Source organism: Collinsella sp. CLA-JM-H32 (assembly GCF_040098165.1).
Lineage (GTDB): Bacteria > Actinomycetota > Coriobacteriia > Coriobacteriales > Coriobacteriaceae > Collinsella.
The window spans coordinates 201,933-228,600 of the sequence record NZ_JBBNMZ010000002.1 but is presented as its reverse complement, the minus strand read 5'-3'; the positions used below and the strand labels follow the sequence as shown (position 1 = coordinate 228,600).

At 61.0% G+C, this 26,668-nt stretch carries 27 protein-coding genes and 5 tRNA genes; 31 read left to right on the top strand and 1 reads right to left on the bottom strand.

All coding sequences use genetic code 11. The features are described from left to right. Window positions 1–286: 286 nt before the first annotated feature. From AAA021_RS02105 to proC, 26 genes are all read left to right on the top strand, one after another. Window positions 287–2,968, top strand: a complete 2,682-nt coding sequence (locus tag AAA021_RS02105) for a cation-translocating P-type ATPase (protein WP_349087739.1) — start codon at window positions 287–289, stop codon at window positions 2,966–2,968. Window positions 2,969–3,209: 241 nt separating this feature from the next. Continuing rightward, entirely contained in the window at window positions 3,210–4,394 is a 1,185-nt protein-coding gene (gene rsgA / locus AAA021_RS02100; protein ID WP_346979005.1) for a ribosome small subunit-dependent GTPase A, read from the top strand. A gap of 252 nt (window positions 4,395–4,646) precedes the next feature. Beyond that, the gene (gene cpaB / locus AAA021_RS02095; RefSeq protein ID WP_349087738.1) at window positions 4,647–5,306 is read left to right on the top strand and encodes a Flp pilus assembly protein CpaB; all 660 of its coding nucleotides are present in this window, start codon (window positions 4,647–4,649) and stop codon (window positions 5,304–5,306) included. Beyond that, window positions 5,306–6,952, top strand: a complete 1,647-nt coding sequence (locus AAA021_RS02090; RefSeq protein WP_349087737.1) for a P-loop NTPase — start codon at window positions 5,306–5,308, stop codon at window positions 6,950–6,952. The genes cpaB and AAA021_RS02090 overlap by 1 nt, the downstream gene beginning before the upstream one ends. Then, complete coding sequence (locus tag AAA021_RS02085; RefSeq protein WP_349087736.1) at window positions 6,949–8,277, top strand: CpaF family protein; 1,329 nt, start codon at window positions 6,949–6,951, stop codon at window positions 8,275–8,277. Before AAA021_RS02090 ends, AAA021_RS02085 begins: the two co-directional genes overlap by 4 nt. Next, a complete protein-coding gene (locus AAA021_RS02080) occupies window positions 8,250–9,176 on the top strand; it encodes a type II secretion system F family protein (protein ID WP_349087735.1) in 927 nt (308 codons plus the stop codon). Before AAA021_RS02085 ends, AAA021_RS02080 begins: the two co-directional genes overlap by 28 nt. Beyond that, window positions 9,173–9,814 (top strand): type II secretion system F family protein, encoded by a 642-nt coding sequence (locus AAA021_RS02075; RefSeq protein WP_349087734.1) that lies wholly within the window; start codon window positions 9,173–9,175, stop codon window positions 9,812–9,814. The genes AAA021_RS02080 and AAA021_RS02075 overlap by 4 nt, the downstream gene beginning before the upstream one ends. Before the next feature lie 10 nt (window positions 9,815–9,824). Then, on the top strand, window positions 9,825–10,058 hold the full coding sequence (locus AAA021_RS02070; protein WP_138374415.1) for a hypothetical protein: 234 nt from the start codon (window positions 9,825–9,827) through the stop codon (window positions 10,056–10,058). Continuing rightward, window positions 10,022–10,585 (top strand): hypothetical protein, encoded by a 564-nt coding sequence (locus AAA021_RS02065; RefSeq protein ID WP_349087733.1) that lies wholly within the window; start codon window positions 10,022–10,024, stop codon window positions 10,583–10,585. Before AAA021_RS02070 ends, AAA021_RS02065 begins: the two co-directional genes overlap by 37 nt. Before the next feature lies 1 nt (window position 10,586). Next, the gene (locus AAA021_RS02060) at window positions 10,587–10,805 is read left to right on the top strand and encodes a hypothetical protein (protein WP_006235089.1); all 219 of its coding nucleotides are present in this window, start codon (window positions 10,587–10,589) and stop codon (window positions 10,803–10,805) included. Further along, window positions 10,741–11,277, top strand: a complete 537-nt coding sequence (locus tag AAA021_RS02055) for a TadE family protein (protein WP_349087732.1) — start codon at window positions 10,741–10,743, stop codon at window positions 11,275–11,277. Before AAA021_RS02060 ends, AAA021_RS02055 begins: the two co-directional genes overlap by 65 nt. Next, a complete protein-coding gene (locus AAA021_RS02050) occupies window positions 11,249–13,402 on the top strand; it encodes a hypothetical protein (RefSeq protein WP_349087730.1) in 2,154 nt (717 codons plus the stop codon). Before AAA021_RS02055 ends, AAA021_RS02050 begins: the two co-directional genes overlap by 29 nt. Further along, on the top strand, window positions 13,402–13,878 hold the full coding sequence (locus tag AAA021_RS02045; protein ID WP_349087729.1) for a hypothetical protein: 477 nt from the start codon (window positions 13,402–13,404) through the stop codon (window positions 13,876–13,878). The genes AAA021_RS02050 and AAA021_RS02045 overlap by 1 nt, the downstream gene beginning before the upstream one ends. Then, complete coding sequence (locus AAA021_RS02040; protein ID WP_349087727.1) at window positions 13,875–14,234, top strand: DUF192 domain-containing protein; 360 nt, start codon at window positions 13,875–13,877, stop codon at window positions 14,232–14,234. Before AAA021_RS02045 ends, AAA021_RS02040 begins: the two co-directional genes overlap by 4 nt. A gap of 59 nt (window positions 14,235–14,293) precedes the next feature. Continuing rightward, window positions 14,294–14,560: a hypothetical protein gene (locus AAA021_RS02035; protein ID WP_035136816.1), complete on the top strand. Its 267-nt coding sequence runs from the start codon at window positions 14,294–14,296 to the stop codon at window positions 14,558–14,560. Continuing rightward, the gene (locus AAA021_RS02030) at window positions 14,560–14,844 is read left to right on the top strand and encodes a ribbon-helix-helix domain-containing protein (RefSeq protein WP_035137167.1); all 285 of its coding nucleotides are present in this window, start codon (window positions 14,560–14,562) and stop codon (window positions 14,842–14,844) included. Before AAA021_RS02035 ends, AAA021_RS02030 begins: the two co-directional genes overlap by 1 nt. 123 nt (window positions 14,845–14,967) lie before the next feature. Further along, window positions 14,968–15,040, top strand: a tRNA-Phe gene (locus AAA021_RS02025). A gap of 468 nt (window positions 15,041–15,508) precedes the next feature. Further along, entirely contained in the window at window positions 15,509–16,570 is a 1,062-nt protein-coding gene (locus tag AAA021_RS02020; protein ID WP_349087726.1) for a cellulase family glycosylhydrolase, read from the top strand. 6 nt (window positions 16,571–16,576) lie between these two features. Beyond that, window positions 16,577–17,455, top strand: a complete 879-nt coding sequence (gene rsmI, locus AAA021_RS02015; protein WP_349087725.1) for a 16S rRNA (cytidine(1402)-2'-O)-methyltransferase — start codon at window positions 16,577–16,579, stop codon at window positions 17,453–17,455. A 69-nt stretch (window positions 17,456–17,524) separates the two neighbouring features. Then, complete coding sequence (metG, locus tag AAA021_RS02010; protein WP_238057947.1) at window positions 17,525–19,126, top strand: methionine--tRNA ligase; 1,602 nt, start codon at window positions 17,525–17,527, stop codon at window positions 19,124–19,126. A gap of 110 nt (window positions 19,127–19,236) precedes the next feature. Next, window positions 19,237–20,097 (top strand): 16S rRNA (adenine(1518)-N(6)/adenine(1519)-N(6))-dimethyltransferase RsmA, encoded by an 861-nt coding sequence (gene rsmA, locus AAA021_RS02005; RefSeq protein ID WP_055285922.1) that lies wholly within the window; start codon window positions 19,237–19,239, stop codon window positions 20,095–20,097. Further along, window positions 20,087–21,004 (top strand): TatD family hydrolase, encoded by a 918-nt coding sequence (locus AAA021_RS02000; protein ID WP_349087723.1) that lies wholly within the window; start codon window positions 20,087–20,089, stop codon window positions 21,002–21,004. The genes rsmA and AAA021_RS02000 overlap by 11 nt, the downstream gene beginning before the upstream one ends. A gap of 43 nt (window positions 21,005–21,047) precedes the next feature. Next, window positions 21,048–21,134, top strand: a tRNA-Leu gene (locus AAA021_RS01995). 306 nt (window positions 21,135–21,440) lie between these two features. Then, complete coding sequence (locus AAA021_RS01990; protein WP_022094529.1) at window positions 21,441–22,379, top strand: SPFH domain-containing protein; 939 nt, start codon at window positions 21,441–21,443, stop codon at window positions 22,377–22,379. A 6-nt stretch (window positions 22,380–22,385) separates the two neighbouring features. Further along, complete coding sequence (gene rlmH / locus AAA021_RS01985; RefSeq protein ID WP_035136824.1) at window positions 22,386–22,856, top strand: 23S rRNA (pseudouridine(1915)-N(3))-methyltransferase RlmH; 471 nt, start codon at window positions 22,386–22,388, stop codon at window positions 22,854–22,856. 73 nt (window positions 22,857–22,929) lie between these two features. Beyond that, entirely contained in the window at window positions 22,930–23,700 is a 771-nt protein-coding gene (gene proC, locus AAA021_RS01980) for a pyrroline-5-carboxylate reductase (RefSeq protein WP_055285927.1), read from the top strand. Between the two features lie 158 nt (window positions 23,701–23,858). On the opposite strand, the gene AAA021_RS01975 is transcribed toward proC, so the two are convergent. Continuing rightward, a complete protein-coding gene (locus AAA021_RS01975; RefSeq protein WP_006235069.1) occupies window positions 23,859–24,032 on the bottom strand; it encodes a DUF6724 family protein in 174 nt (57 codons plus the stop codon). Window positions 24,033–24,143: 111 nt separating this feature from the next. Between AAA021_RS01975 and serS the strand changes: the two genes are divergently transcribed. The 5 genes from serS (at window position 24,144) to AAA021_RS01950 (ending at window position 26,606) form a co-directional block, all read left to right on the top strand. Next, window positions 24,144–25,427, top strand: a complete 1,284-nt coding sequence (gene serS, locus AAA021_RS01970; RefSeq protein WP_040359108.1) for a serine--tRNA ligase — start codon at window positions 24,144–24,146, stop codon at window positions 25,425–25,427. A gap of 173 nt (window positions 25,428–25,600) precedes the next feature. After that, window positions 25,601–25,978, top strand: a complete 378-nt coding sequence (locus AAA021_RS01965) for a hypothetical protein (RefSeq protein WP_349087722.1) — start codon at window positions 25,601–25,603, stop codon at window positions 25,976–25,978. A 77-nt stretch (window positions 25,979–26,055) separates the two neighbouring features. Then, window positions 26,056–26,132: transfer RNA gene (locus AAA021_RS01960), tRNA-Arg, on the top strand. A 163-nt stretch (window positions 26,133–26,295) separates the two neighbouring features. Beyond that, window positions 26,296–26,372 (top strand) — tRNA-Arg (locus AAA021_RS01955). A gap of 157 nt (window positions 26,373–26,529) precedes the next feature. Further along, a tRNA-Arg gene (locus AAA021_RS01950) sits at window positions 26,530–26,606 on the top strand. The last annotated feature ends 62 nt before the right edge of the window (window positions 26,607–26,668 follow it).

The window sequence follows — 26,668 nt, the reverse complement described above, 5'->3', positions numbered from 1 at the left end:
CTTTACCAACCGTTCTAACCGCTGCTATCTGGGCGATATTTCAGTTTGATGATGCACCGAAGAAAAAACGTTTTATCAATGTCGAACATCATACGGTCTGCATCGTTGCACTCGAGCCGTGTTTCCAATTGGAATGTTTTGGCTAGACGCGCCGCTTTGGGGTACCATAGCTCCACTATCAACTGCCGCTCAGCACGGCAGCCTTGATGAGCCCTTGCCCTTCTCCTGGGAATTATGATCGGGCATCAATCTGCTGAGTGGCCCGAATCCCAGGAGGGGACTCTATATGCAAAAGGAATACCTGTCCGCCGCGGCGGAGGTACTCAGCGACCAAGGTGTCGATGAGGACCTCGGCCTGAGCAACGACGAGGCGTCGTCGCGCCTCGCCAAGACAGGCCCTAACAAGCTCGAGGAAGCCGAGAAGACGCCGTTGTGGAAGCGCTTCTTTGAGCAGATGGCCGACCCCATGGTCATCATGCTGATCGTTGCCGCCGTCATCAGTGCACTCACGGGCATGGTCAAGGGTGAGGCGGACTTTGCCGACGTCGCCATCATCATGTTCGTCGTTATCGTCAACTCGGTGCTGGGCGTGGTTCAGGAGGCCAAGAGCGAGGAAGCTCTCGAGGCATTGCAGGAGATGAGCGCGGCGCAGTCCAAGGTTCTGCGCGACGGCAAGCTCGTGCACCTGCCGAGTGCCGAGCTCGTGCCTGGCGATGTGATCATGCTCGAGGCGGGCGACTCCGTCCCGGCCGACTGCCGCGTGCTCGAGAGCGCCACGATGAAGATCGAAGAGGCTGCACTCACCGGCGAGTCCGTGCCTGTCGAGAAGCATGCCAACGTGATCGAGCTCGCCACCGGCACCGACGACGTGCCGCTCGGCGACCGCAAGAACATGTGCTACATGGGTTCCACCGTGGTGTACGGTCGCGGTCGCGCCGTCGTGGTCGGTACCGGTATGAACACCGAGATGGGCAAGATTGCCGGCGCCCTGGCCGAGGCCAAGGAAGAGCTCACGCCGCTGCAGGTGAAGCTTGCCGAGCTCAGCCGCATCCTTACCATCATGGTTATCGTCATCTGCGTCGTCATCTTTGGCGTCGACATCATCCGTCACGGCGTGGGCAACGTCCTTACCGACCCGACGGCCCTGCTCGATACCTTTATGGTTGCCGTCTCGCTCGCCGTCGCCGCTATCCCCGAGGGCTTGGTCGCCGTCGTGACCATCGTCCTTTCGCTCGGCGTGACCAAGATGGCCAAGCGCCAGGCGATCATCCGCAAGCTTTCTGCTGTCGAGACACTCGGCTGCACGCAGACCATCTGCTCCGACAAGACCGGTACCCTTACTCAAAACAAGATGACCGTTGTCAAGCACGAGCTCGCTGCGCCCAAGGAGAAGTTCTTGGCCGGCATGGCGCTGTGCTCCGATGCCCAGTGGGACGAGGAGCTGGGCGAGGCCGTGGGCGAGCCGACCGAGTGTGCACTCGTCAATGATGCCGGCAAGGCTGGTCTTACTGGCCTGACTGCCGAGCACCCGCGCGTGGGCGAGGCCCCGTTCGACTCGGGCCGTAAGATGATGTCCGTGGTCGTCGAGACCCTGGACGGCGAGTACGAGCAGTACACCAAGGGCGCGCCCGACGTGGTGATTGGCCTGTGCACCCATATCTACGAGGGCGATAAGGTCGTCCCCCTGACTGAGGAGCGCCGCGCCGAGCTCGTGGCAGCCAACAAGGCCATGGCCGACGAGGCCCTGCGCGTGCTGGCGCTGGCGAGCCGCACCTACACCGAGGTTCCCGCCGACTGTAGCCCCGCTGCGCTTGAGCATGACCTGGTCTTCTGCGGCCTGTCCGGCATGATCGACCCGGTCCGTCCCGAGGTGGCCGACGCTATCCGCGAGGCGCACGACGCTGGCATCCGCACCGTCATGATCACGGGCGACCACATCGACACCGCCGTGGCCATCGCCAAGCAGCTGGGCATCGTCGCCGACCGCAGCCAGGCCATTACCGGTGCCGACCTCGACCGCATGAGCGACGAGGAGCTCGACGCGCACATCGAGGACTACGGCGTGTACGCCCGCGTCCAGCCCGAGCACAAGACCCGCATCGTCGAGGCCTGGAAGTCGCGCGATCAGATCGTCGCCATGACGGGCGACGGCGTCAACGACGCCCCGTCCATCAAGCGCGCCGACATCGGCGTGGGTATGGGCATCACCGGTACCGACGTTACCAAAAACGTCGCCGACATGGTGCTCGCCGACGATAACTTCGCCACCATCATCGGTGCCTGCGAAGAGGGCCGTCGCATCTACGACAACATCCGCAAGGTCATCCAGTTCCTGCTTTCGGCCAACCTTGCCGAGGTGTTCTCGGTGTTCATCGCCACGCTCATCGGCTTTACTATCTTCCAGCCGGTGCAGCTGCTGTGGGTGAACCTGGTCACCGACTGCTTCCCCGCGCTCGCGCTGGGCATGGAGGACGCCGAGGGCGACATCATGAAGCGCAAGCCGCGCAACGCCAAGGACGGTGTCTTTGCCGGTCACATGGGCCTGGACTGCGTGGTCCAGGGCCTGATCATCACCGTGCTGGTGCTGGCGAGCTTCTTTGTGGGCGTGTACTTTGACATGGGCTACATCCACATCGCCGATATGATCGCCGGTAATGCCGACGAGGAAGGCGTGATGATGGCCTTCATCACGCTCAACATGGTCGAGATCTTCCACTGCTTCAATATGCGCAGCCGTCGTGCGTCGCTGTTTAGCATGAAGAAGCAGAACAAGTGGCTGTGGGCTTCGGCCGCGCTGGCACTGGTGCTGACGGTGATCGTGACCGTGCAGCCGACGCTTGCCGAGATGTTCTTTGGCCCCGTGACGCTTGAGCTCAAGGGCGTTCTTGCCGCGCTGGGCCTGGCCTTCCTGATCATCCCGCTGATGGAGATCTACAAGGCGATCATGCGCGCGGTGGAGAAAGAGTAGCGCACTCGTCCGGGCCCGCCCCACGCCCTTTCTCCCTCACTGGTCCTCGCGCTTCGCGCTGTGGAATCGTTCGGGAGAAAGGGCTTCCGGGGCGGGCCCTGCGGTATCCTTGCTGGCTTTTCTCCCGCGCGGATGATAAAGGGCTGAGGGAAAGTTTGTGAGCTGGTCGGGCTTTGCCCGGCCAGCTCTTTTTGATTTAAAATACCTGCTCAGTTGTGATTTATGGTGCTGGGAGGCGCTTGTGGGCAAGGCTAAGGCTAAGGCGAAGAAAAAGACGACGGGGGCGCGGGCTAAGCGTGATCGTCGTCGGAAGCTCGCGACCGAGGCTCCCGTATCTGCTGAGGAGCTGCTGGCAAGCGTGCCGGGGCTTGACGCGCTGCAGGACGTTCCGGCGTTTGATGACCTGCCAGTCGATGAAACCCAGCAGACTGCCTTTGATGATTTCTGCGCACATGCTGAGGAGCCCGAGCAGATGCAGCTTGGCGCCGTGGTGCGCTTAGATCGCGGGTTTCCGCTGGTGGTGACGGCCGACGATACCTTTCGTGCCGAGCATGCCGTGGGGTTTGCCAAGTCGCGCGGCGAGGACGAGGTGCTGCTGCCCGCCGTGGGCGACCGTGCGGCGGTGCGCCGCGCTCCCGGGCACGATATGGGCGTGATTGAGTGCGTTCTGCCGCGCCGTACGAGCTTTGAGCGTTGGCGCGGCCGTGCCCGCGGAGAGCGTCAGGTGCTCTGCTCCAACGTGGATAGCGTGCTAATCGTGCAGGCGCTCGGTGCCGGTGAGGTGCTGCTCGACCGCGTGGCGCGCTCGCTGGTGTTGGCGCTCGACTGCGATGCCGAGCCGGTGGTGGTGCTCACCAAAGCTGACCGCTGCGATGCCGAGGAGCTCGAGCGCGATCTGGACCGCGTGCGCCGCCTGGTGGGTCCGGACGTGCGCGTGATCGTGACGTCCTCTGCTGAGGGCCGCGGCCTGGACGAGGTCCGTGTCTGCGTGCCTGCCGGGAGCTGCGCCATGATTCTGGGCGAGTCGGGTGCCGGCAAGTCGACGCTGCTCAATGCACTGCTGGGCCACGATACGTTGGCGACCGGCGGTGTGCGCGAACGCGACGACCAGGGCCGTCACACTACCGTCGCGCGCGTGATGGTGGCGCTGCCGGGCGACGCCGGTGTGATCGCCGATGCCCCGGGCCTGCGCAGCCTACCGCTCGTGGGTCACGAGCGGGGTCTGGCGCGCGCCTTCCCCGAGATTGTCGAGGCATCGCGCGCGTGCCGGTTTGGCGATTGCACACATACCCATGAGCCGGGTTGCGCCGTTCGCGAGGCCGAGGACGCCGGGCAGATCGACAGTCTGCGTCTGGAAACGTTCCAAAACTTGGCGTCATCCATGCGCGTGAGCGCTCAAATGCTCGATCCCGATGTTCATCTGTAATTGATTTTTCCTATGACAGCCGTCTCCCAACTGTTCGGGAGACGGCTTTTTTGCTGCGGAAAAGCCTCGAAACATGCAGTTTGCTGACGTGCTGACCAAAACCTTGCCATGAGCTTGACGGGCTGGTCAGCTTTTGGTCGGCGATTGGTTTGACATCGAAAACCAAGATCGCGATTGCGCCGCTTTGCACTCTGACCGCCCAGACAATGGTGGTACGGGCATTCGCCCGGCACTGCCATGAGAGGAGCGGCCGTGAACAAGAGCAAGCGCAACGCCATCAGTCTGGTCGCGGGCGTGCTCGCTGCTCTGCTCTGCATGGTTTACGGCTCGTCGATCCGCTCACAAGCCGAACAGGTCCAGGCTGAGACCTTGGCCAAGTACGGTGGCGATCGCGTCGAGGTATGCGTCGCGGCGCGCGATATCGATGTGGGCGAGACCCTCGATGAGACCAATGTCATAACCCAGGAATGGCCGACGAGCCTGCTGCCGCGTGACGCGGCGACCGAGCTGCGCCAGGTGCGCGGCGACGTGACGACTTCGCGTATTCCCAAAAACGCCGTGATCTGCAATGTCTACACCAAGGCCGAGAGCCACAAGCTCGAGGTGCCTAAGGGCAAGGTCGCCGTTTCGGTGGCGGTCGATGCCGAGCACTCGGTCGGCGGTGCCACGGGCGTGGGCAGCTATGTGGACGTGTACGTGCAAAAAGATGGCGTAACCGATCGACTGTGCGGCGCGCACGTGATCGATACCAGTGAGAATTCCGGTGCCACGCGCGAGGGCAAGATCGAATGGGTGACGCTGGCGGCTGACCCCGAAGACGTCAAGGAACTGCTGGGAGCCTCGGGCAAGGGAACGGTCAGCTTGACGATTCCCGCCACGGCGCGCGGCAAAAAGAGCGGAGGCGACGAGTGATGAAGGCGATCTGGCTTGCGTGCTGCGCGTGCGGCGATTACGGGCTGTTGCAGCAGGAAGTCGAGGGCCGTGATGCGGGTGCACAGGTGCTTCGCGTGGGTGACCTGGACGGGCTGGTTTCCATGGCGCGGGCGTTTCCGTCGCGCCGCGGGGCTGCCATCATCGCGGCGTCTCTGTTTGATATCGAAGATGTGCGCAAGACTGTTGCGCGCCTGACGGCCGAAGGCCGCGTGAGTCGCGTGGTCGTGTTGATAGAAGCGCTCGATCCGTCGGATATCGAGGGACTGTTTCGCGCGGGGGCGACCGAGGTCATCGCTGCGCACAGTATATGCGGCAACGGGCGCGCGGGCGAGGGAGCGGTTGATTCCGATCGGCGCATGACGATTGAGCCCGATGCTTTTGTTGATAGGGAACCCGGGGCGCCTCGCGCTACAAGAGGCCCGCGTGTTGATGATTATGGAAAAGCGGAAGCCGAGCATGGTCGGCGCCCCCGGAACCCCCTTGTATACGATGACGCTGGGGGGCCGGCACAGCATGCTGGCGACTCCCCGGCTGTAGATATGGGATACGTGCACGGCGTGAATCTGGCGGATGAACTCGACGAAGTTGAGGGCTTTGCCGGGTGCGGCGAGTTGTCGCTGATGCAGCATGAGCAGATTGCACAGAACGAGCCTGCCTTGCAGACCGAACAAGCTGCCATGCCGGCTTGGACGCAGCGTGTGGTTGCGGCGGGGGAGACGGGGACGCTGTCGCCGACGCCCGCCCCGCCGCCTCCGATGCCGCCGGCAGACGCTGCCGCTCCGCAGCATCGAGCTCCGGTCATCTGCGCCATTTCGGGTTCGGGCGGTTGCGGCAAGTCGACGATCGTTGCCACCATGGCACACACATCGTCGCTGTTGGGCTTGCGTGCCGCCGTGCTCGACCTGGACCTGATGTTTGGAAACCTTTACGACTTGTTAGGCGTCGATGCTCCGCGCGATATGGCGGCACTTATCGAGCCGGCGGCGGGCGCGCTCACCGAGCCGGATATCGTAGCCACATCGATGCGCGTGGCGCCAGGCGTTACGCTCTGGGGTCCCGTTGCGGCGCCCGAGCAAGCCGAGCTCATGGCACGTCCGGTGGAGCTACTGCTTGATGTTTTGCGTCGCGAATCCGACGTGGTCTTTATCGATACCTCGGTCTTTTGGGGCGACGCCGTGGCGGCTGCGGTGGCGGCGAGCGACCGTTGCCTGGTCGTTGGCGATGCTGCGGTGTCGTCCGCGACGTCGGCGTCGCGCGTCATTGAACTGGCGAGTCGAGTAGGTGTGCCGCGCACGCGCATGAGCGCCGTGTTCAACCGGTTCGGTGCGCGCGGAGCAGACGAGGACGTCGCCATGCGCTTTGAGATTGCCTGTGCGTTGAGCTCCAAGATTCGCATCGCCGATGGCGGGCAGGATCTCGCCGCGCTCATGGCGTTTGGGCGCGCTGACGAGGCAGTGGGGCAGACCAGCGCTTTTGCGACCAGCGTGCGCGAGGCCACGCGCGAGATGCTCGTGGAACTGGGGTGCGCCGTCGGCCCTTGGAGCGATATAGTCGCCGACCGTGCAACGCGCACCGATCGCCCGCGTATTCGCCTTCCCTGGTCGCGCGAGGGTGATCAGCGATGAGCCTGCAAACAAGGATTAAGGCTGCCGGCGCTGCAGCGGAGGCAGCGCCTGTAGATGCGGGGCGTCGCCGCGCGGTGAAACGACGTACCAAGCGCGCCGTGATGGACCGCATGGGTTACGACGAAGTGGCGCGTATCAGCGCCTATATCGACCCGGCACTTGCCCGCTCGGAATTGCGTCCCGCGGTGGAGGCGGCGCTCAATGTTGAAGAGCCGACCGATCTCGCGACGACCGAGCGCGAGGCCATCATCGACGAGATTTTGGATGACGTGGTGGGCTTGGGGCCGTTGCAGCCGCTCATCGAGGACGACACCGTTACCGAGATCATGATCAACGGCTGCCGCTCGGCTTTCTTTGAACGCGGCGGCGTCTTGTACCCCATCGAGCATGCGTTTGAGGATGATGAGCAGATCCGTGTGCTTATCGACCGCATCATCTCGCCACTTGGCCGCCGTATCGACGAGCGCAGCCCCATCGTCAACGCCCGTCTCAAAACGGGCTATCGCGTCAACGCGGTGATTCCGCCTGTGGCGATTGACGGACCGATTCTCACCATCCGAAAGTTCTCGGACCGTATCTGCTCGCTGGACGAGCTTGTGGGGCTGGGGTCGCTGCCGCTTTGGTATGCGCAGCTGCTGTCGTGCGCTGTGTCGCTGCGACAGGACCTGGCGGTTGCGGGAGGCACGGGATCTGGTAAGACCACTCTGCTCAACGCGTTGTCATGCGAGATTTCCACCGGCGAGCGCATCGTGACGATCGAGGACTCTGCCGAGCTCAAGTTTGCGCATCATCCGCACGTGGTGCGCCTAGAGGCGCGCGAGGCTTCAATTGAGGGTGAGGGTGCGGTGACGATTCGCGACCTAGTAACTAATGCCCTGCGCATGCGCCCCGACCGCATCGTGGTGGGCGAGGTGCGTGGTGCCGAGTGCTGCGACATGTTGCAGGCCATGAACACGGGCCACGACGGGTCGCTCACCACACTTCATGCGGGTTCAGAACAGGAGACCGTGGTGCGTCTGACGTTGCTTGCACGTTATGGCATCGATCTGCCGAGCGAGCTCATCGAGGAGCAGATTGCCATGGCGCTCGACGGCATCGTGATGTCCGAGCGCCACGCCGATGGCAGGCGTTTCGTCTCCTCGTATTCGGGGGTGCGTCGCGCCGCGTCGGGCGGCGTAGAGCTCGAGCGCTATGTGACTTTCGATGCCGCCGAGCGCACCTGGACGCTTGACCGCGAGCCGCCGTTTATCGCAGAAGGCCTGCGGTCGGGGACGCTCACACAAGAGGAGGTGGACGAATGGAGGTCGCTGTGCCCCTCGTCGTAGGGGGTTTGGCAGGGTTTTCTGTTGCGACGGCGTGCGGGGCGGAACCTCGTGTGCCGCAGGTGCCGCCGGCGGAGCTGGCGCGTCAGGCGCTCGAGACGGTGGCAGAGAGGCTGCCGCGTGAGCTGGTGGAAAACGATCTGCTGAAAAAGATCGCCCGTTCGTGGACATCGCTGGCTCCGGCGCATCGCCTTGGCCTCGTGATCGAAGATACTTCGGGGCGATTGGCGTTTCTACTGCTATCGAGCGGTGTCTGCTGCGTTTTACTAACGATGGTGTCGTTATCGCCCCTCGGGTTTGCCTTGGGACTTGTTGCTCCGATTGCCGCTGGCGCCGCTCGGGATGGCTTTGAGAGCCGGCGCGAGCAACACGATGCAGAAGAGGCCATGCCCGAGGCGTTTACCGCACTTTCCATGTCGCTTGCCTCGGGACATTCGCTGGCCCAGGGCATGCGCTTTGTGGGCGCTCATGCGCAAGAACCGGTGCATACCGAGTTTTTGCGGGTGGCGGCGGCGATCGATTGCGGTATCTCGGCGACCGACGCGCTCGATGACTTGCTCGTGCGCATCGACGCTCCCGGCCTTTCGCTTGTGACCTTGGCGCTTAAGGTGTCTCAGCGCACCGGTGCTCCGCTTGCCGACTTACTGTCCGAGGCGTCGAGCATGGTGGGGGAGCGCATTGAGCTCAAGCGCCGCCTGGATGTCAAGACGTCGCAGGCTCGCATGTCTGCGCATATGGTCGCGGCGATGCCGGCGGGCATGTGCGCGGTGTTGGCGCTGCTTTCGGCAGATTTTCGTCGCGGTCTTGCGACGCCTGCCGGCGTGGGCGCTGTGGTGCTGGGTCTTGCCCTCAATGCCGTTGCCCTGGTGGTTATCCGACGCATTATGCGGGTGGAGCTATGAGCGCCCCGGTTGCAGTTGCGGCTTGCCTGTGCGCCCTGAGTGTATTTGTCGCGACGGGTTTGGATCGGGCGGATGCACGCAAGATCGCAGGGGCCTGCAAGCGCGAGGCGGTGCTGGTCGCTGCCGCGGGTCGCTCAGTGGTCGATGCCCTGACCGCGCGAGTGAAGGGCGCGGTTGGAGTGGGCGGCCCGGCGCGAGTGCCGCTCGGCGAAGTGTCCGAGATGATCGATGTTGTGCGCTTGGGTCTTTCGGCCGGTCTTTCTTTTGATGCGGCGCTTGAGATTTTCTGCGCCAACCGCCGGTCAGTGCTGGCTCTTCGCCTTGAGCGGGCCTGCATGGCGTGGCAGGTGGGCGTGGGCACGCGTGAGGACGAGTTGTTGGCCGCCGCGCGCGACCTGGACGTGCGAGCGCTCGAGACCTTTGCCATCACGGTGGGGCAGGCGCTCGCCCTGGGTGCCCCACTTGCCGAGACGCTGGCCGCTCAAAGTCGCGAGATCCGTGCGGCTCATCGCGCTGCGGTCGAGCGCGAGATCGAGCGTGCGCCCGTCAAGCTGCTGATTCCCACCGGCACGCTCATCTTGCCGGCGTTGCTTCTGTCCATATTGGGCCCGCTGCTGGGAGCAGGCGGGATGATGTAGGGAGGAATACATGAACACGATGACTGACGCTGCTGGCAAGGTCCAGGGCTGGGCGTTTTGCCGGGCGGCACATGTTCGTCAACGCGCCAAGGAGCTACTGCAGGAGGAGAGTGCACAGGGTACCACCGAGTATGCCATCTTGGTCGGCGTGCTCGTGGTGATCGCGATTATCGCCATCGTCGCATTTAAGGGCAAGGTTAAAGAGCTATGGGATGCGATCAGCGAGGGCATCAACAGCCTGTAGAGGGCGAGCGCTCCATCGGGGTGCTGCTGGTGTTTGCTTGCCTGATCGTGGCGATGGCGGCGGTGCTTTGGGGGCTTAACGCCGCGCGGCAGCAGCGTCCTGGGGCCGCCTTCGATTCGGGCTCAGATTCGGCGGTGGCGTCTCAAAAAGATGAGATGCGAGATGCGGACGATTCGGATGTCGCTGTCACGGCGCAAACCTTTCTGCGGACGCTCGACAAGCGGTCTGGCACTACGACGGATTCGCCTGAGGACAGCGCGATTGCGGTCCGGCTTGCATGGTCCGAGGACCGACCGATGACCGAGGCAGCGGCGGATATGTTACGCGCCTACCGCGAGGTGCCAACGGCCCAGCTCGCCCTGAGCGGCTATCTCGATATTAAGGGCAACGTATGGGGCGCCATCGTGCGCGATGGGCGCGGCTGGGTCGATATGGTGACGGTTGCCGCGGATGCTGGCGATGCTTCATGTCGTCTGCGCGCGGTGCGCCTGGTCCCGCAAACAATAAGCTCAAAGGAGGGATCGTGAAATGCATGGCGTTCTGCGTGAAGAGGTTGCCCAAGCGACTGTGGAATACGCCATCGTCACGGTGGCGCTGCTATCGATCGTGCTGGCGATTGCGGGACTTTGGCGTGCTGGCACCGATGGACGCTTGGCGGCGCTGGTTGAGCGGGCGGCATCCCATGGCGTTGCCTCGATGTCGGTTATCGACGCCGCCGCGGGCGCTAAGGACATCGCGTTGTATTGATATCGCGCACGAGGACCGGGCGCGGTCTACGGTCGAGGCTGCTTTTTTGCTGCCGACGTTTCTGACGCTCATCCTTCTCGCACTGCAACCGGTGTGCCTGCTTTATACGCGCGCGGTCATGGAGTCTGCCGCCGCCGAGACCGCGCGGCTCATGACCACGACGACGGCGGAGGACGACGATCTTAAGGAGTTCACCCGCCGCCGGCTTGCCGCAGTGCCCAACGTTTCGATCTTTCATGCCGGCGGGCCGTTGTCGTGGGATATCGAGCTTGGCCGGGCCGGTGCGGGTGGCGTCTCGTCCGTGTCCGTTTCCGGCGAGGTCAAGCCGTTGCCTGTGATCGGTGCGTTTGCGCAGGCTATGGGTGGTACCGCCGAGGGCGGCTACGTTGAGCTCAAGGTTGATGTCTCGTATCAATCGCGTCCCGAATGGCTGGAGGGAGATTATGATTCGTGGATTGCTGCATGGGATTAAGCGTTTCTGGTCTAGATGCGTTTTGACGCGCCGTCCGAGCTGCCATCGCAAACGAGGCGGCTTTATGGGCCGCGCCGGTGTCGACCTGTTTATCGAAGACGGTGCCTACACCACGCTTTCTTCTGCCGTGGTCATCCTAGTGGTGCTCACGTTGTTGTTTTCGTCGACCGCGGCGATATGGAGCATGTCGCGTGCCGGGGATACCCAGGTGGCGGCCGATAGCGGCGCGCTGGCGGGTGCCAACGTAGTGTCGTCCTATCACACGGCTGCCACGGTGGTTGATGCGAGCATCTTGAGTCTGGGGCTGGCGGGGTTTGCCACAATCGGGACGGGCCTGGTCGCCATCCTCATCCCAGGTGCCGAACCAGTTGCCGGCAATATGGTCGACACCGGGATTGAGATCATTAAAACGCGCAACAAGTTTGCCAAAAGCGCATCGGAAGGCTTACAGAAAATCGAGACGGCTCTGCCGTATCTGATCGCCGCGCGTGCCACGCAGGCGGTGTCGGCGCAGGATACCGATAGTGTGGCCTATACCGGTACGGCGCTTGCCGTGCCCAGGACATCCGAATCGGACTTCGCTGCGCTCAAAGGGTCAGAGATCTCGACCGATACCATTAAAGACACATCAGATGATTTAGAGCGTGCGGCCGAGGAGCTGCGGAAGGCTTCTGAGGACACGGCGAAGGCTAAAGAGCGCGCTTGGCTGGCGGATTGTGGTGGGTCGGACGAGAGTTCGATTGGCAAGTACTCGTGTATGTGGGAGCGTGCGAAAAAACTAGCAGAACTATCTGACAGTCAGAACCGTCATGAAAAGTCGAGCATCACATGGGAGCCGCAAATAGCGCTCGATCGCGCGAAAATCTATTACCGGCAGCGCTTGGCGAATGAAAAACCTCAGGGATCGAGCGTCGAGATGAAAGCGCAGTCAGCCGCTCGAAAAGCGTTCTATGCCTATGCGATTGAAGAGGTCGATCGAGCATACATAAAAGATGATGGTGAACGGTTTTCTGCCTATATCCCACTATTGCCGCGTGTCCCAAACGAGGTGCGGCCGACCGAGCTTTACACCGATGCTGCATGGCCTGTAAGCAACAATGACGGCAGAACATACCTGCATTATGGAGCCGAATGCCCCGTCTATCAGAAAGGGACTCCGAGTGGGCTGGCATCTGTTGCTGATTATGATGGTCGTGATACATGCGAAGCGTGCGGCTTCGGCGTGGTTGCGCTTGGAAGCGCCCTTATGCCGCCTTCGTCCATCAGAAATGGCTTCGAATACCACTTCAATGAATTCAAAGAGGCTCTGGAAGACTACGTCGAATGCCGCAACAAAGAACTCGAACTTGAGCGTCAGACCGAGGATGAGGCCGACCGTGCGGGCAATGCGTTTGACCAGGCCATTAAAGCGCTTTCCGGCGAGCGCCCGCGTATCGCCCCACCTGGACGCAACGGCGTGGTCGCATTTGCAGTTTCGGGTGACATTACCAGCCCCGATCAACTTAACTCCTCGTTTAACACGGCAGTCAGGCTTGGCGATCGCGGTGCTATCTCTGCCGCGGTGCTGGCGCCCGATGAGGCGACGGCGCAAAACAACGTGCTTTCGCGATTTTTCTCGACATTGAAGGAACGCTCGGGCGGCGTTGCCGGCGTGCTCGACGGCGTCATGGATGTTTGGGGACGGCTGCTCGTGGGATACGGTGATATCCAAGGTTCGGTCGACGAACTTATGGACGAGATGATTAAAGACCTAGGAGGGGGCAGCGGTGCGTTGGGCTCCATTGCATCGTGGCTCGGCGATACCGTTTCGGCGTCCGTGGCGGCGCTGGGTTTGGAACCGTGCGACTTGCGCCTGCGAAAGCCGGTGCTGACCGATTCCGCCAACGTCATTAAGAGTCCGGGGTCTGACATTGCTGGTCTCTCTCAAGCGCAAGACAAACTGCGAAGTATTCCGTTGGGCGTGACCGATCCCAAGGCGCTTTGCGAGGCGTTGGAATATCAAGTCGAACGCACCATTAGCGGTACGGTGTTCACGCTTGCGGAGATTCCTCTGCCCGGCGGCGGCTCCATCCCACTCACCGTCGATGTCGCGACACTGGTTGGCGCTCTGGGCGGTGGGTCGTAATGAGTATTCGCATGCGTCTGCGTGAGGAGCGCGCCCAAGCGACGGTGGAGATGGCAGTGGTTACGCCCGTTTTGCTGGTGCTGGCACTCATCGTGTACAACGTCATGATCTTTGCCGGCGCTGTCGCGCGCTTCGACCGCGTGGTGCCCGACATCGTGCTGGCGCACGCTGTGGCGCCGGGCGGGGAGGGTGACGAGAGCTCTGCCGATGCCTCGGTGACGGTCCAGACTCAAATTCTGAATGCCATGGAAGGCTATGACTTGCAGATCGAAGTGTCGAGCGAGCAAGGCGCGAAGGCATCAGATGGTGGCCTGCTCTCCCTATCCGGTACGTTTAGGACCTACACCTGCACCATGCACTATGAGCCGTGGCCGACTTCTCTCAGCATCGCTGGCGTTCCGCTGGGGGCGCCGACAACGTTGTCGCACGAGCGCGCGGTGACGGTCGATCCATGGCGTCCGGGGGTGGTCATGTGACCGCGGTCTCGTCCTACATCGCTTACGCGCGGGCACTCAACAGGCTGGGTTGGACGCCGGCCGAGTTTGTGGTGGCGGAGTCGTTTGTCGTGCGCCTGCGCGGCATGCTGGGACGGCGTCAGGTTGCCGCCAACGGCCTGCCGCTCGTCATGGCGTTTCCACGCTGCTCTTCGGTCCATACGTGTTTTATGGCCTATCCCATCGACATCGCCTTCATCGATGCGCGCGGCAATATCCTCGCGCGCTACGAAAACGTATGTCCCTGGTGTATGTGCTCCTGCCCCGGCGCCTGGGCGGTATTGGAACGCCCTTCAATCCTCGCTACACCTCCCGCCCTCCAACAAGTGCCGGCGTAAGAGATTGGCGACAGCGGACTTTCGTCATACGAAATTGGGTAAGATGGAGGAGAAGGTGCATGGATGTTGAGATCCATCCGAACGCCAAAAAACACTTGACGGAAAAGCAGGTACTAGGTGCCTGGTTCGCGGTTACTGAGTGCATTCGCCGCGAGTCGGAGGACGAGCCGCCGAGATGGCTTGCCATTGGATGGCTTCCAGATGGTCGAAGTGTGGAACTTGTTGCGGTCGAACTAATTCGTGGATGGCTCATTATTCATGCCCTGTCTCCGGTTCAGAAGAAATTCTGGCAAGAGATCGAGCGAGCTCGGCAGAGGGGTCGATGATGGGCAAGACGTATACGGCCGCTAATGGTCAGGTTGTAACGGATGAAATGATTGACGCGTGGTGCGAGTCGTACGAGCGCGGAGAGTTTCCGGATGGCGAACACACCGTTGGTGGGATCGTGCATGGACGGCCCCCGCTCTCAGGTGAGGGGACGGCAACGCTGTCGGTCAAGATTCCTCTGGGAATGAAGGAGGCCATTCGTCGACGGGCGGCTGCCGAGGGGATGACGCCAAGTGAGTTTGCCCGTGCGGCTCTGAGCGAAAAACTTCTTGCTGCCGGCTGATGCCTCTGACGTGCCGATTTATAGAACCGAGGCTGTGCTCAAAAACTTTTTTAAAATTCTCGGTTGACCGGAACGCGTCCTTGGTTATACTAATCAAGCCTTGAAACAAGGCACACCTCAAATGGCTGGGTAGCTCAGTTGGTAGAGCAGAGGACTGAAAATCCTCGTGTCAGGGGTTCGATTCCCTTCCCCGCCACCTTGAATTGACTAGGACCTCTGCAAAGGGGTCCTTTTCTTTTATACAGCCCCCACATGGAATCGAACCCCGTGAGGGCGCGGAGCTGAGTAAACGCGTAAGCGTTTGCCAGCGCAGCTCGCAAGGCGCGTAAGCGCCACAGCGGTCCGTCCGCGCAGCGCGCGGACGCGATTCCCTTCCCCGCCACCTTGAATTGACTAGGACCTCTGCAAAGGGGTCCTTTTCTTTTATTGAGGGCTCTGCGGAAATTGCGTCCCGGAATTTGGCTTCAGAGTGGGATGCGCTTTCCGGCGCTTACTTCCGACGTGCGTGCACATCTCGGGCCCGCCCGCCCAGACATTCCTCCCGCTTTTGCGCCACTTTACAGACCGTTCGGTCGTCTGTCCGCACGCGCGGGTATACTCAAAACGATACTTTTCCTATGCAATACGATGCAGGCTCGGCCTGCACGATCCGAAGGGGGCAGTGATGGAGAGGATACTCGGCGTTAATCTCTCTGGCTGGTTTATTCCCGAGCCTTGGGTGACCCCGTCGCTATACGCGGCGACCGGTGCATCCAACGCGGCCGAGCTGCAGGAGGCCATGGACACCGCCGCCTATAACGAGCGCATGCGCCGTCATTACGAGACGTTTGTGAGCGAGGACGATTTCCGCCGCATGGCGCAGATTGGCCTCAATGCCGTGCGCCTGCCGGTGCCTTGGTATGCCTTTGGCTCACAGGAGTCCGATGCCTCCTACATCTCGGTTGTCGATTACATCGACCGCGCGATTGAGTGGGCTGCCAAGTACAACATTCGCGTGCTGCTTGACCTGGCGACTGTGCCCGGTGGCCAGGGCGATTCCAACGATTCGCCCGCCACGCCGGAGGCTGTTGCCGAGTGGCATTCGTCCACTAACGGCCGCCATGTCGCACTCGACGTGCTCGAGCGCTTGGCCGAGCGTTACGGCGAGGCCGAGAGCCTGCTGGGCATTGAGCTGCTGGATACGCCGCAGATGAGTGTCCGCAAGAGCCTCTTCACCATGACGGATGGCATTCCGGCGCACTACCTGCGCAACTTCTATCGCGACGCCTATGAGCTCGTCCGTTCGTATATGCCCGAGGATAAGATCGTCGTCTTTTCGTCTTCGGGGCATCCCAGCGAGTGGAAGCATTTTATGCGCGGCGCCAAGTACAAGAACGTCTACATGGACCTTCACCTGTACCATTACCGCGACGAGCATGCGCTCGACATCACGAGCCCCCGCGGGCTGACGACGGCGATTTCGCGTAACAAGCGCGAGCTTAAAGAGGCGATTTCGACTGGGTTCCCCGTGCTGGTGGGCGAATGGTCGGGCGCGGCGATCTTTGCCAACTCGTCGGTTACGCCCGAGGGCCGCAATGCCTACGAGCGCGTGTTTATCGCCAACCAGCTGGCTTCGTTTGCGCCGGCTGCCGGTTGGTTCTTCCAAACGTGGAAGACCGAGAAGCGCATTGCAGCATGGGATGCCCGCGCGGCGCTCGGTACGCTCGAGCGCGGCATGATTGAATAGGTTGATATGACGCAAAACAGCGCCCATACGGGCAAACTCTATGTGGTCGGCACGCCCATCGGCAACCTGGGCGACCTGTCCCCGCGCGTTGGCGAGGCCTTTGCCGCTGCCGATGTCATCTGCTGCGAAGACACGCGCGTGACGTCAAAGCTGCTGATGCACCTGGGCATTTCCAAGCCGCTTGTCCGTTGCGACGAGAATGTGATCGCCAGCCGCGCCACCGGCCTGGTCGACCGTCTGCTGGCGGGGGAGACCCTCGCCTTTGCCTCGGACGCCGGCATGCCGAGCGTGTCCGATCCCGGCCAGGCGCTGGTCGAGGCGGCGCGTGAGGCCGATGTGCCCGTCGAAGTTGTTCCCGGGCCCTCTGCTTGCGTCACGGCGCTCGTTTCGTCCGGCATTCCCTGCGAACATTTTTTCTTCGAGGGCTTTTTGGGTCGAAAGCGCGGCGACCGCGTGCGCCGTTTGCAGCGCCTTGCCGTGGTTCCCGGCGCACTCATCTTCTACGAGTCTCCACATCGCATCGTGGCGACGCTCGAGGCTGTGGCAGAGGTTTTTCCCCAGCGTGAGGTTGCCGTCTGCCGCGAACTCACCAAGCTGCACGAGGAGGTCTTGCGCGGGCCCGCCGCCCAGCTCGCCGAGGAGCTGCGTGCTCGCGGCGAGGTGAAGGGCGAGATTGCGCTGGTCATCGCGCCGCCGAGCGAGGACGAGGAGGCCGGTATCGTGCCGGTTGGCGCCGCGGCAGCGGATCCCGACGAGGCCCTGCGCGAGGATATCCGCGCCGCGCTCGAGGAGGGGGAGCCCGCCTCTGCGGTGGCCAAGCGCCTGTCTCAGAAGTATTCGCGCCGCAAGCGCGATGTCTATGCCATGGTGCTCGATATGCAATAGATGGAGGATATCCAGCCCTTGCGCTAGAATCATCCTCTGTATGCAACGTTTTTCTGGAGGACAAACCCCATGGATCAAAGCAAGCCTTCGTTCTTTATCACGACGCCCATCTACTACGTCAACGCCGATCCGCACCTGGGCACGGCTTATTCCACCATCATCGCCGACGTTCAGGCTCGCTATCGCCGCTCCGCCGGCTATAACGTCAAGTTCCTGACCGGCATGGACGAGCACGGCGAGAAGGTCGCCGAGGCCGCAGCCAAGCACAACATGACGCCGCAGGAGTGGACCGACAGCCAGGCTCCGCACTTCAAGGAGCTTTGGAGCAAGCTCGAGATTTCCAACGACGACTTCATCCGCACCACCGAGCCGCGCCAGCATCATGCCGTGCAGTACCTGTGGGAGCGCATGAAGGAGTCCGGCTACCTGTATAAGGGCAGCTACGACGGTTGGTATTGCGTGCCTGACGAGACCTACTTCACTGATACGCAGGTCCAGAAGGGCGACGAGGAGTACGGCAGCGTCGGCCAGCACCTGTGCCCCGACTGCCACCGTCCGCTTGAGCGCGTGCAGGAGGAGTCCTACTTCTTTAAGCTTTCCGCCTTCCAGGACAAGCTGCTCAAGCTCTATGACGAGCACCCCGACTTTGTCGAGCCTGCGTTCCGCATGAACGAGGTTCGCAGCTTTGTCGAGGGCGGCCTTAACGACCTTTCCGTGAGCCGTACGAGCTTTGACTGGGGCATTCAGGTCCCGTTTGACGAGGGTCATGTGACCTACGTGTGGTTCGATGCGCTGCTCAACTATATGACGGCCGTCGGCTACGGTGTCGACACCGACGAGGCGCGTGCCGAGCTGGCCTATCGCTGGCCCGCGCAGTTCCACATCGTGGGTAAGGACATCATCCGCTTCCACTGTGTCATTTGGCCCGCCATGCTCATGGCCATCGGCGAGGCCCTGCCCGAGCACGTCTTTGCCCACGGCTTCCTGACCGTGCGCAATGCCGAGACCGGCAAGGCCGAGAAGATGTCCAAGAGCCGCGGCAACGCCATCGCTCCGCAGGACGTTATCGACATGCTGGGCGTCGAGGGCTATCGCTACTACTTCATGACCGACGTCGTCCCCGGCACCGACGGTGCCATCAGCTTCGATCGCATGGAGCAGGTCTACAACGCCGACCTGGCCAACAGCTGGGGCAACCTTATCTCGCGTTCGCTCAACATGAGCGGCAAGTACTTTGACGGTTGCGCGCCCGCCAAGCCCGCGTCGTTCGATGCGTTCGACAACCCGCTGGCAAAGATCGCCGATGGCCTGGTCGAGCGCTACATGGCCAAGATGGACGTGCTCGATTACGGCGGAGCCAAGGATGAGGTCATGGAGCTCATCCATGCCGCCAACCACTACATCGAGGACTCCGAGCCCTGGGCGCTTGCCAAGGACGAGGCCAAGGCTGACGAGCTGGCATTTGTGATCTACAACCTGCTCGAGGCCATCCGCATTGCCGCTCACCTGCTGATGCCGCTCATGCCCCAGACTTCTGCCGAGGCCCTGCGTCGCCTGTCCTGCGAGGAAGAGGCCGCGAGCGACGACCTCAAGGGCATTTGCACTTGGGGCCTGCTTGCCGGTGGTCAGTCCGTCGAGAAGGGCGATCCGCTGTTCCCGCGTCTGGCGTAGAGACCGCGCGAGCGCCATATCGGCAATTTGCTGTTTAGCTGTAAGGGCATGGCCGCCACGGTCCATGCCCTTTTGTTTCAAGACGCCGCCATCATGCTAAGGAGGCAACCATGACAACTTCGCCTTTGGCAAACCCCACGGCCACCAGGGAGCTGCTGGAGGAGTTTGGCCTTGCGACCAAGCATCGCCTGGGCCAGAACTTCCTGATCGACAACCATGTAATTGAGCGCATTTGCGAGCTTGCCGAGCTTGCAGGCGATGAGCGCGTGCTCGAGGTTGGTCCGGGCGTTGGTACGCTCACGCTTGCGCTGTTGCAGGAGGCGGCGTGCGTCACGTCGATCGAGGCCGATCCCGAGCTCGAGCCGGTGCTCGATGCTCACGCCGCCGACTACGCCAACTTCCGCTTTATCATGGGCGACGCGCTTAAGGTGACGCCGGAGCAGATTGAGCAGGCCGCCGGCGGTGAGCCGACGGTATTTGTCGCGAACTTGCCCTATAACGTGGCGGCGACAATCATCCTGCAGTTCTTCCAGACGATGCCCGCGCTCAAGCGCGCCGTCGTCATGGTGCAAAAGGAGGTTGCCGATCGCATTGCCGCAGTGCCGGGCAACAAGACCTATGGCGGCTATACGGCAAAGCTCGGCCTGTATGCGCAGGTGACGGGTCGCTTTGAGGTGCCGCCGCGTTGCTTTATGCCGGCGCCGCACGTGGACTCGGCCGTCGTGCGTATCGACCGTGTTGACGGCGTGGTGCCCGAAGGACTCGATCGCGAATTTGTGGCCCGCGTGATTGATGCTGCATTTGCTCAGCGTCGCAAGACCATCCGCAATTCCATGAGCGCCAACGGTTTTGCCAAGGACGTGCTCGATGCCGCTTTTGAGGTTTGCGGTATCGCACCCACCACGCGCGCCGAGACGCTCGATGTTGCCGACTTTGTCCGTCTGGCCCGGGAGCTAATCCATGACGCCTAATGCCGAACGCGTGACGTTTACCAAGAAAAAGAAGACGGTTGCTTGTCCCGTGCCCTTGGCGCCGCTTGCCGACACGCATGCACATCTGCTTTGGTTTTGGGGCAAGGATGTGCCCGAGACGCTCGTGCGCGCCAAAGCCGCGGGCGTCGACCTGTTGGTGACGATGTTCGACCCCATTGCCGACAAGCGCAGCGTGGCGGACTATAGCGACTGGCTGGTGCGCGAGATTCTTCCGATGCAGGATATCCCGCAGATCAAGTATCTTGCCGGCGTGCATCCGTATGGCGCGCCGGACTATACCGACAACGTTCATGCACAGGTCGTTGCCGCACTTGATGACCCCTTATGCGCCGGTATTGGCGAAATCGGCCTGGACTATCACATGGACTATGACGACGATATCGCGCCGGCACCCCATAACGTGCAGATTGATTGCATGGCGCGCCAGCTCGAGCTTGCCGTGCGCCGCAATGTGCCGGTGGAGCTGCACCTGCGTCACGAGGACTCGGATGGGGAGCGCACCTCGCACGTCGATGCGTACAACGTACTGCGCGAGGTGGGTGTGCCCCAGGCTGGTTGTGTGCTGCACTGTTTTGGCGAGGACCGCGCCACGATGGAGCGCTTTGTGGATTTGGGCTGCTATATCGCCTATGGCGGTGCGGCCACCTTTAAGCGCAACGACGATGTGCGCGAGGCATTTGCGGCAACCCCACTCGATCGAATTTTGTTCGAGACGGATTGCCCGTATATGGCTCCGGAGCCCATCCGCGGTCTTGAATGCGAGCCCGCAATGATCTCTATTACGGCAAACACGCTGGTCAACGACCGTGTCGATCGTACCGGCGAGGATGCTGAGGCAATCGCGCGAGCAGCTTGGGAAAATGCCTGCAAACTTTTTCAAAAATAGTTCTTGCGTTCGCGATGGCGCTCCGTTATTCTAATTCCTGCACGCGGGCGTGGCGGAATTGGCAGACGCGTACGGTTCAGGTCCGTATGGGGGCAACCCCATGAAGGTTCAAGTCCTTTCGCCCGCACCATTAAATGAAAGAGCTCCCAGCAATGGGAGCTTTTTTGTTATGGGCCCATCACAGGGACTTGAACCTGTGAAGGAGCGAGCGTAAAGAAAACGCGGAGCGTTTTTAGCGAGCTGGCGAGGACGCCGGCAGGCGGCCGAAGCCGGTGCGGATCCGCGAAGCGGATACGCGGACGTCCTTTCGCCCGCACCATTGAATGAAAGAGCTCCCAGCAATGGGAGCTTTTTTGTTATGGGCCTCTTGTTGATGTCACGTTGCTGCTTCGTGCGGGTATCCTAATGCCAACGTGTGCCTATCAGAGGAGAGACCATGCTGTTGTCCGGTATCATCGCCGCCCTTACCAGCCTTTTGATTCCCATCATCATCCTGTTGTTGCTGCTTCCCAACGCCTGCTATGTCGTTGAACAACAGCATGCCGTGATCATCGAGCGTCTGGGCAAGTTTAACCGCATCGTCAACGCGGGCTTCCACATGAAGGTGCCCGTGATCGACCGCAAGGCCGCCACGGTGAGCCTGCGTACCATGAAAAACGGTTTTGGCATCGACGTTAAGACCCAGGACAACGTGACCATCGGCCTTGAGGTCTCTGCTCAGTACCACGTGAGCTATGACATGGGCGCCGGCCCGGCAGATTCGGGTATCTACAAGAGCTACTACATGCTGCAGGAGCCCGTCGACCAGATGCGTGACTTCATCACCGACGCCCTGCGCTCTTCGATCCCCGTCTACACACTCGATGAGGTCTTTGCCAAGAAGGATGACATCGCCAAGGACGTTAATGCCACCGTGTCCGAGCAGATGGCTGCCTACGGCTTCACCCTCGTGTCGACGCTCATCACCAAAATCGCACTGCCGACCGAGGTTGAGAACTCCATGAACGACATCAACGCTGCCCAGCGCAAGCGCGCTGCGGCACAGGAGCTCGCTGAGGCCGACCGCATCAAGCGCGTCACCGAGGCGACCGCCGAGGCTGAGGCTATGGAAAAGGCGGGCGAGGGCATCGCCAACCAGCGCAAGGCCATCGCGCTGGGTATCAAAGATTCGCTCGAGATCATCCAAGAGACGGGTGTCGGCAATGACGAGGCCAACCAACTGTTCATGTTTACGCAGTGGTCCGAGATGATGACGGAGTTCGCTCGCACGGGTAAAACCTCGACGGTCGTGCTGCCGAGCGACTTTTCGCAGTCGGCCTCTATGTTCGAGCAGATGCTGGCTGCCGGTAAGGTTCAGAACGAGTCAAAGGAGTAGGCACGCGTGAAATACACCGTCGTTTGTGTTGGCAAGCTCAAAGAGCGCTTTTGGAAGGACGCGTGCGCTGAGTACACCAAGCGCCTAGGCGCCTATGCCAAGGTGGATATCCGCGAGGTGGCCGATATCGACCCGGCTAAGGCGGGCGGCGTGGATGCCGCGCGCGACAAGGAGGGGGCGGCAATTCTTGCTGCATTGCCGTCTCGAGCGCATGTGATCCTGCTGGCTATCGAGGGCAAGGAGCGTTCGAGTGAGGAGCTCTCGGCGAGGCTCGACGATCTTATGCTACGAGGCAGCAGCGACATCGCCTTTGTGATTGGCGGTTCGGACGGCGTGAGCGATGAGGTGCGCGCCCGCGCCGACGAGATGCTCAGCTTTGGACGCATTACCTTGCCGCATAACTTGGCGCGCGTGGTGCTGCTGGAGCAAATCTACCGCGCCTGCAAGATCAGCCGTGGCGAGCCGTATCACAAATAGGTCGGCAATACGAAACAATGGCGTGGGACAATACCTTTCGTTTTGAGGAATGTGTCTGAAAGGACTATGAGATATGAAGATTGGATTTGTCGGTTTTGGCAATATGGCGAGCGCTATGGCCGATGGCTGGATCGCTGCCGGTGTAGCTGCGAGCGACATGTGCGCCTGCGCGGGTCGCTACGACGCACTGGTTGAGCGCTGCGAGGCGCGCGGCATGGTCGCCTGCCACGATGCCGCCGAGGTTGTCGCCGCATCCGATATCGTGGTCGCTGCGGTCAAACCGTACATGATCGAGAAGGTATTCGCCCCGCTCAAGGATGCTCTTGCCAAAAAGGTCGTTCTGTCGGTTGCCTGGACCTGGGACAGTGCCAAGTGGGAGCAGGTCCTGCCGGGCGTCGCGCATATCTCGACGGTGCCCAACACACCGGTTTCGGTGGGCGAGGGCGTCATCGCTTGCGAGAAGGCTTCCACGCTTAGTGATGAGCAGAGCGCAGTGGTGCTTGATCTGCTTGGCAAGCTCGGTGCGGTGGTCGAGCTCGACACGAGCCTGCTGTTTGTGGGCGGCACGGTGGGTGGTTGCGCTCCGGCATTTGTCGCCATGGCAATCGAGGCCCTGGGCGATGCAGCGGTCAAGCACGGTATCCCGCGTGCCGATGCCTATCGCATTGTGAGCCAGATGGTGTTGGGTACGGCAAAGCTGCAGCTTGCAACTGGCCAGCATCCTGCGGCGATGAAGGATGCCGTATGCTCGCCCGGTGGTGCCACCATCAAGGGCGTCGTTGCGCTCGAGGACGCCGGCATGCGCAGCGCCCTGGTCAAGGCAATCGACGCAACTCTCCAGTAAAACCGACCAAAAAAGGAAGGGTTTATTTTTGGCAGGTATTTTCTGCGGTTTTGTCCTTTTAGCGAAAAGCGCCCCGCAACTGGCTCAATTCCAGTTGCGGGGCGCTTGCGTTTGCCCAGATAAAACAGACCAAAATAAACCTGTCCCTTTTTGGCAGGTTAGTCCCAGAAGCTGTCTTCCTCATCCTCGGACTTGGGTCCGCGGTCGACGTACATCTTATGGGTACGCTTCTCCATTACAAAGGCAAGAATCGCAAATAACAGGATGCCGCCGGCGAAAAGGATGGCAAAACCGGTGCGGGTGCCAAACAAAAAGGAAAAAACTGCGTCCATTGGGTGCCTTCTTGCGTAGTTGAGTTGGGTCGTAAACGCTCATAAGTATATACTTGCCCATACATGTACAAGGTTGCAACCTAAATGGAATGTATATCGCCGGAGGATCTAATGCTTGATATCAAGTTTGTTCGCGAGAACCCCGATGCCATCGATGTCGCCATGGCTAACCGCCAGACGTCTTGGGATCGCGAGAAGTTCTTTGAGCTCGACGACGAGCGCCGTGCCGTCATCACCGAGGTCGAGGAGCTCCAGGCTACGCGCAATGCCGAGTCCAAGAAGATCGGCGCCCTGATGAAGGAGGGCAAGAAGGACGAGGCCGAGGCCGCCAAGGAGGCCGTGCGCGCCGTCAACGAGAAGATTGACGGTCTGGCCGAGCGCCGTACTGCTCTCGAGCAGGAGCAGTACGACTTCATGGCTCACCTGCCCAACATTCCTTGCGAGGCCACGCCGTACGGCAAGGACGAGGACGAGAATATTGAGCGCCGTCGTTGGGGCACCCCGCGCGAGTTCGACTTCGACTTTAAGCCGCATTGGGATCTGGGCACCGATCTGGACATCCTCGACTTCGAGCGCGGCAACAAGCTCTCCGGCAGCCGTTTTACCGTTCTCGGTGGCGCTGGCGCCCGCCTGGAGCGCGCCCTCATCAACTTCTTCCTCGATACGCACACCAGCCGTGGCTTTAAGGAGTGGTGGCCGCCCATCGTCGTCAAGCGTCAGACCATGTTTGGCACGGGTCAGCTGCCCAAGTTCGAGGACGACGCCTATCACGTCTCGGGCGACAACTTCCTGATCCCCACCGCCGAGGTCGTGCTTACCAACCTGCACGCCGGCGAGGTCCTCGATGCCGACACTCTGCCGCGTCGCTACACCGCCTTCACCCCCTGCTTCCGCGAGGAGGCCGGTTCCGCCGGTCGCGATACCCGCGGCATCATCCGTCAGCACGAGTTCGACAAGGTCGAGATGGTCAAGTTCGCTAAGCCGGAGGAGTCCGACGAGGAGCTCGAGAGCATGACCGCCGAGGCCGAGTATCTGCTGCAGCAGCTGGGCCTTCCGTATCGCGTGATTAGCCTGTGCACCGGCGACTTGGGCTTCTCTGCCCGTCAGACCTACGACGTCGAGGTCTGGCTGCCGAGCTACAACGCCTACAAGGAGATCAGCTCCTGCTCCAACTGCGGCGACTTCCAGGCCCGCCGCGCCAACATCAAGTACCGCGACCCCGAGAACTTCAAGGGCTCGCGTTACCTGCACACCCTTAACGGTTCCGGCCTGCCGGCTGGTCGTACCATGGCTGCCATTCTGGAGAACTACCAGAACGCCGACGGCACCATCACGATCCCCGAGGTTCTGCGTCCTTACATGGGCGGTCTCGAGAAGATCGAGCCGGTCGCGTAACTTGGCTGCATAGGGGATATGCAAGGGCGCTCCTTCGGGGGCGCCCTATTTCGTGCGCAGGTCCATACCATGCCGTGCGGACAGCTCGATAGAAAACACACGAACAAACGTTCTGTATACATGCATTTACCTGCTATGCTTTTGCTAACTAAGAGCAAGAGAAAGGGGATGTGATGGAGCTGTTCGACGAGCGGGTTGTGTTGTTCCAGAGTGATGAGGGCGGGGAGCACCTGCTGGTAACGTGCGAGCCGTCGGGTATGGGTGGCTTGGTGGTTCGGCAGACGAGTGAGGGACCATTGACGCAATGGTGCTTTGAGGAGTCGCCGCATGTGGTCGAGACCTTTGTGACGCACGTGGGGCTTGTGGCGCTGGAGCACTTCTATGGAGTTGGGACTTCCAACCAGGTCGCGCGCATGCTGAGCATCTCGTTTGCCGATTATGATTGTGCCCAGCGGGTGAGATCGCTCCTGAGGGAACTTGATGCCAAGTTTGACGTGATCGAAAAGCCAATCGATCGTACGGGGAACGGCGGTATATGCGGAGCAGCATGACAAAACTGCGTTTCACAAAAAAGTTTGAGATTGAGCTTGACTCCAATAAGCTAAAGTGGTTTTATATGTCTTGCGCTGCGGCGTTACCTCAGCTGGATAGAGGGTCTGACTACGAATCAGAACGTCATAGGTTCGAATCCTATACGCCGCACCAATTGAACTTGAAGCCTCCGGCAACGGGGGCTTTTCTTTTACGCCGGCACCGCACGGATTCGAACCTCGGTCGAGGCGCGAGCATCTTAATCATCACTTCGTAAAATTTTTCCAAATTGTCGCTTGACCCATCGAGGGGTCACGTGCATAATAATCCGTGCGTTGCGGCGTTACCTCAGCTGGATAGAGGGTCTGACTACGAATCAGAACGTCATAGGTTCGAATCCTATACGCCGCACCAATTGATTTTAAAGCTCCCGGCAACGGGAGCTTTTCTTATATCGCGATGCGTCGAAGATCGCATCAAGTGGTCTAAATGAGTAAAAATCAAATTCAATAACTTTTTTCGAAAAATGCTTGACCTTTATTCAGTCGATGTGCATAATAATCAACAAGTCGCGGCGTTACCTCAGCTGGATAGAGGGTCTGACTACGAATCAGAACGTCATAGGTTCGAATCCTATACGCCGCACCATTTGAGATTAAAGCTCCCGGCAACGGGGGCTTTTCTTTTACGTAAACACTGCATGGATTCGA

Excerpts from the sequence above, each read along its gene's own strand:
- AAA021_RS02035 (WP_035136816.1), top strand. The coding sequence starts at position 14,294 with ATGGATGTTGAGATCCATCCGAACGCCAAAAAACACTTGACGGAAAAG.
- AAA021_RS02030 (WP_035137167.1), top strand. The coding sequence starts at position 14,560 with ATGGGCAAGACGTATACGGCCGCTAATGGTCAGGTTGTAACGGATGAA.
- AAA021_RS02105 (WP_349087739.1), top strand. The coding sequence starts at position 287 with ATGCAAAAGGAATACCTGTCCGCCGCGGCGGAGGTACTCAGCGACCAA.
- AAA021_RS02070 (WP_138374415.1), top strand. The coding sequence starts at position 9,825 with ATGAACACGATGACTGACGCTGCTGGCAAGGTCCAGGGCTGGGCGTTT.
- AAA021_RS02020 (WP_349087726.1), top strand. The coding sequence starts at position 15,509 with ATGGAGAGGATACTCGGCGTTAATCTCTCTGGCTGGTTTATTCCCGAG.
- serS (WP_040359108.1), top strand. The coding sequence starts at position 24,144 with ATGCTTGATATCAAGTTTGTTCGCGAGAACCCCGATGCCATCGATGTC.
- AAA021_RS02090 (WP_349087737.1), top strand. The coding sequence starts at position 5,306 with ATGAAGGCGATCTGGCTTGCGTGCTGCGCGTGCGGCGATTACGGGCTG.
- metG (WP_238057947.1), top strand. The coding sequence starts at position 17,525 with ATGGATCAAAGCAAGCCTTCGTTCTTTATCACGACGCCCATCTACTAC.
- AAA021_RS02085 (WP_349087736.1), top strand. The coding sequence starts at position 6,949 with ATGAGCCTGCAAACAAGGATTAAGGCTGCCGGCGCTGCAGCGGAGGCA.
- AAA021_RS01965 (WP_349087722.1), top strand. The coding sequence starts at position 25,601 with ATGGAGCTGTTCGACGAGCGGGTTGTGTTGTTCCAGAGTGATGAGGGC.
- proC (WP_055285927.1), top strand. The coding sequence starts at position 22,930 with ATGAAGATTGGATTTGTCGGTTTTGGCAATATGGCGAGCGCTATGGCC.
- AAA021_RS02000 (WP_349087723.1), top strand. The coding sequence starts at position 20,087 with ATGACGCCTAATGCCGAACGCGTGACGTTTACCAAGAAAAAGAAGACG.
- AAA021_RS01990 (WP_022094529.1), top strand. The coding sequence starts at position 21,441 with ATGCTGTTGTCCGGTATCATCGCCGCCCTTACCAGCCTTTTGATTCCC.
- AAA021_RS02050 (WP_349087730.1), top strand. The coding sequence starts at position 11,249 with ATGATTCGTGGATTGCTGCATGGGATTAAGCGTTTCTGGTCTAGATGC.
- AAA021_RS02080 (WP_349087735.1), top strand. The coding sequence starts at position 8,250 with ATGGAGGTCGCTGTGCCCCTCGTCGTAGGGGGTTTGGCAGGGTTTTCT.
- AAA021_RS01975 (WP_006235069.1), bottom strand. The coding sequence starts at position 24,032 with ATGGACGCAGTTTTTTCCTTTTTGTTTGGCACCCGCACCGGTTTTGCC.
- AAA021_RS02065 (WP_349087733.1), top strand. The coding sequence starts at position 10,022 with ATGGGATGCGATCAGCGAGGGCATCAACAGCCTGTAGAGGGCGAGCGC.
- AAA021_RS02075 (WP_349087734.1), top strand. The coding sequence starts at position 9,173 with ATGAGCGCCCCGGTTGCAGTTGCGGCTTGCCTGTGCGCCCTGAGTGTA.
- AAA021_RS02045 (WP_349087729.1), top strand. The coding sequence starts at position 13,402 with ATGAGTATTCGCATGCGTCTGCGTGAGGAGCGCGCCCAAGCGACGGTG.
- AAA021_RS02055 (WP_349087732.1), top strand. The coding sequence starts at position 10,741 with ATGGCGTTGCCTCGATGTCGGTTATCGACGCCGCCGCGGGCGCTAAGG.
- AAA021_RS02060 (WP_006235089.1), top strand. The coding sequence starts at position 10,587 with ATGCATGGCGTTCTGCGTGAAGAGGTTGCCCAAGCGACTGTGGAATAC.
- rsmI (WP_349087725.1), top strand. The coding sequence starts at position 16,577 with ATGACGCAAAACAGCGCCCATACGGGCAAACTCTATGTGGTCGGCACG.
- rsmA (WP_055285922.1), top strand. The coding sequence starts at position 19,237 with ATGACAACTTCGCCTTTGGCAAACCCCACGGCCACCAGGGAGCTGCTG.